Genomic DNA, 3,493 nt, shown 5'->3' on the forward strand with positions numbered 1-3,493 from the left:
CTGCCCGCGGGCTCCATGACCCTGGCCGAGGTGCTCGGCGAGAGCGAGCCGCTCTCGGGCCTCGGCGAGCGCGCTGGTGCCATGGCCCTCGACCTGCCCGGCGGCGAGAGCGTGCTGGCGGCGATCCACAGCCTGCCGGACGGGGCCGGTCAGGTCGCCGTACTTCAGCCGATCGAGCCGCTGATGCGCGGCTGGAGCGCCCGGGCCCGGGACCAGATCGTCCTGGTCGCGGCCGCGATCCTGGTGATCGTCGGCGTCGGCCTCGCCTACGGGCTGCAGAGCCGGCAGGCGACCCGCGCCGACCGCGCCCGCGAGCAGATCCGCGGTCGCCTGGAGACCGCCCTGCGCCGCGGCGCCTGCGGGCTCTGGGACTGGGACATCGCCCGGGGCCGGATCTACTGGTCCGATTCCATGTACGCGCTGCTCGGCTACCAGCGGCAGCACGAATATCTCTCCTTCGGGGCGGTGAACGCGCTGGTTCACCCCGATGACGGCGACCTCTACAGCCTCGCCCGGGGGCTCGCAGCCAACCAAACCTGCGTCGATCACGCCTTTCGGATGCGCGGAGCCGACGGCGCCTACGTCTGGCTGCGCGCCCGGGCCGAGGTGATGCCCGACGCCACCGATGGCGGCCGCCATCTCGTCGGCATCGCCACCGACATCACCGAGCAGCGGGCCCTGGAAGAGACCAACGCGGCCTCCGACATGCGCCTGCGCGACGCCGTCGAGGCGATCTCGGAGGCCTTTGTCCTGTGGGATACCGGCAACCGCCTCGTCCTGTGCAATTCGAAGTTCCGCCACCTCCACGCCCTCAGCCCCGAGGACGCGCAATCGGGCCGGAGCTACATCGACGTGATGGGCCGGGGCGTGCTGCCCCAGGTCCGACGCGAATCCCCCGAGGCCAACCTGGCGCTCACCGGGCTGGCCGCCCGGACCTTCGAGGCCGAGTTGACCGACGGCCGCTGGCTGCAGATCAGCGAACGCCGGACCAAGGACGGCGGCTACGTCTCGGTCGGGACCGACATCACCAGCCTGAAGCGCCACCAGGAACAGCTCCAGGCCTCGGAGCGCGAGCTGATCGAGACCGTCAAGGATCTCAAGCGCTCCCGCCGCACCCTCGAGCTCCAGACCCAGCAGCTCGCCGACCTGGCTGAGCGCTACCTCGACCAGAAAGCCGCGGCCGAAGCCGCCAGCCAGGCCAAGTCCGAGTTCCTGGCCAATATGAGCCACGAGCTGCGCACGCCGCTCAACGCGATCATCGGCTTCGCCGACGTGATGGAGAACGCGGTTCTCGGTCCCCTCGGTACCCCCCGCTACACCGAGTATTGCCGCGACATCCGCGAAAGCGGCTCGCACCTGCTCTCGATGATCGACGACATCCTCAACATGGCCCGGCTCGAGGCGCGGCGGGTGCGGCTGAACCCGCGGACGATCCCCGCCGATGCCGCCGTCGCGTCGGCGCTCGGCCTCGTCGAGGCGGTCGCCCGGGAAAAGGGGATCGCGGTTGGCATCGACGTGCAGCCCGGGATCGAGCTTCTCGCCGATCCGAGCGCGATGCAGCAGATCCTGGCCAACCTCGTGCAGAACGCCGTGAAGTTCACACCGGCCGGGGGCCGCATTGCGGTGCGCGTCCGCCGCGCGGGGGCCAGCACGCACCTGTTCGTCGAGGATAGCGGCATCGGGATTCCGCGCGCCGACCTCGCCCGGCTCGGCCGGCCGTTCACCCAGGTCGAGGCGCAGATGACCCGCAGCCACAAGGGCTCGGGGCTCGGGCTTGCGATCACCCGCTCCATGGTCGAACTGCACGGCGGCACCCTCCGGATCCGCTCCGAGGAGACGGTCGGCACCGTCGTCCTCGTGCGCCTGCCGGCCCCGGCCCCCGAGCAGACGGACCGCCTCGGCCGCGCTGTCGCCGCAGGCCGGAATGCCGGTCGCAGGTCGGTCGCCGCCTGAGCCGGCCGGCGCGTCACCGACTCGTGTCGAGGCCGCCCATCCGCGCCAGCCGGCCCTGCTCGACCTGCCAGCGGGCATCCGCCACGGCGCGTGTCAGGCGCCGGATCCGCCAGCGGCGATAGGGCGAGAGGTATCCCGATCCGCCAAGCCCGGCCTCGTGACGGCGCAGGCGTCGCAGCAGGTCCGGCAACAGCGCCGAGGCCGCGTCGGCGGTGGCGATCTCGATGGCCCGCAACTCGGCCCGGAACTCCGCCTTCCAATCCTCCATGGCGACTTCTCCGTGCCGACCGCGGTCTACGCGGGGAACCGTCGTCCGTTGCCGACCGATGGGCCGGGGTCTCGCCCGCGACACGGAATCGCCCCCTCAGAACGCGTGTCGCGGTCCGGCGTTTCCCTTGCAAAGGATCCACGCTTCGGATCGACCTTCGGGACATTGCAACGATGCGTTCAAGGACACAGCTCCGCCTCACCCTCGCAGCCCTGCTCGTTCTGGCAACCGCCCCGGCTCTGGCCCAGAGCGTCGGCTACGCTACCGGCTTTCCGGGTAAGGACCCGGCCGGCGACGAGGAGATCGGTTGGGGGCCGGCCTACCGTCCCGAGACCAGCTTCGCCCAGCCCGGCACGCCGCCGACGCCTGGCCAGATCGCCGGCCGGGCCTACCGGGCCCGGACCGGGCACGGTGTCTACGATCAGGTTCAGGGCGAGGGTCCATATCGCAACCGGTAGCGCAGCGTCCCGAAGCGCCCCGGCCTTCGGCGGGCGACGACGCGTGCGGCTTGAGCGTCAGCGCCGCCGCAGCACTTTCTTGGCCGCGATGCGCGCCTCCTGCTCGAACCGAGCCAGCCGCAGGCGCCGCTCCAGGGACAGGGTGCGATCCCCCGGCGGCAGGGCGATGAGTTCGGCCACCTGCGTGCGCTCGCGGTAGAGATCCTCCAGAGCCGAGCCCTCGAGCGTCGCCGAGTCGAGCCTGTTCGCGAAGCCGGTCTCGTGGCAGCCGCGAACGATCTCGGCCTCCATCAGCAGGCCGGGGGCATGGCTGCGCAGATCCTCGTCGTAGGCGGTCTTGAGCAGCGTCGCGGTGCCCCCGGCGACCAGGGCGAGGCTGACCGCGATCGGCCGCCCGTCGAGCGTCAAGGCATCCGCCCGGACGCCGACCGGGCCGGACCCTTCGGCAAACAGGGCGCGGGCGAGCGTCTCCGTCCCGGGTCGGCAGGCCATGGCGGTCCCTGCTTCACCCTTCCAGCCCCGGCGTTCGAGGGCGAGGAACGCCGCGACCAACGCGGCGAGGTCTGGGCCGCCTGTGGCGCTCACAGGCGCGAGGAGGCCGATCTCACCGAGCCGACGGGCGCGGCGGCGCAGATCCTTGAACCGAGAGCGGTTCGGATGCCCGGCCAGGAAGGCCGCGTGGTCGGCCCGGCGCTCCATCACTGGGCGCTCGAACGCAGCCACCGTGCCGATGACCCAACCGCGCGCGCGCATGGCCGCCAGCATCTCCGGCACCGCGCCGTCCTGCACCGGCAGGAGGGGCCAGCGCCAGGCC

General features: G+C 72.0%; 4 protein-coding genes. 2 read left to right on the forward strand and 2 right to left on the reverse strand.

The features are described 5' to 3' along the window. The coding region (locus tag FV228_RS23755; RefSeq protein WP_147856823.1) for a PAS domain-containing sensor histidine kinase at nucleotides 1–1,953 on the forward strand (1,953 nt) is incomplete at its 5' end. Nucleotides 1,954–1,966: 13 nt separating this feature from the next. Here the strand turns inward: FV228_RS23755 and FV228_RS23760 are convergent. Then, nucleotides 1,967–2,221, reverse strand: coding sequence for a hypothetical protein (locus FV228_RS23760; RefSeq protein ID WP_147856824.1), 255 nt, complete (start codon nucleotides 2,219–2,221; stop codon nucleotides 1,967–1,969). Nucleotides 2,222–2,394: 173 nt separating this feature from the next. Between FV228_RS23760 and FV228_RS23765 the strand changes: the two genes are divergently transcribed. Beyond that, entirely contained in the window at nucleotides 2,395–2,679 is a 285-nt protein-coding gene (locus FV228_RS23765; RefSeq protein ID WP_147856825.1) for a hypothetical protein, read from the forward strand. Between the two features lie 57 nt (nucleotides 2,680–2,736). Here the strand turns inward: FV228_RS23765 and FV228_RS23770 are convergent. Beyond that, the coding region (locus FV228_RS23770) for a GNAT family N-acetyltransferase (RefSeq protein WP_147856826.1) at nucleotides 2,737–3,493 on the reverse strand (757 nt) is incomplete at its 5' end.

It is taken from the genome of Methylobacterium sp. WL18 (assembly GCF_008040015.1).
Taxonomy (GTDB): domain Bacteria; phylum Pseudomonadota; class Alphaproteobacteria; order Rhizobiales; family Beijerinckiaceae; genus Methylobacterium; species Methylobacterium mesophilicum.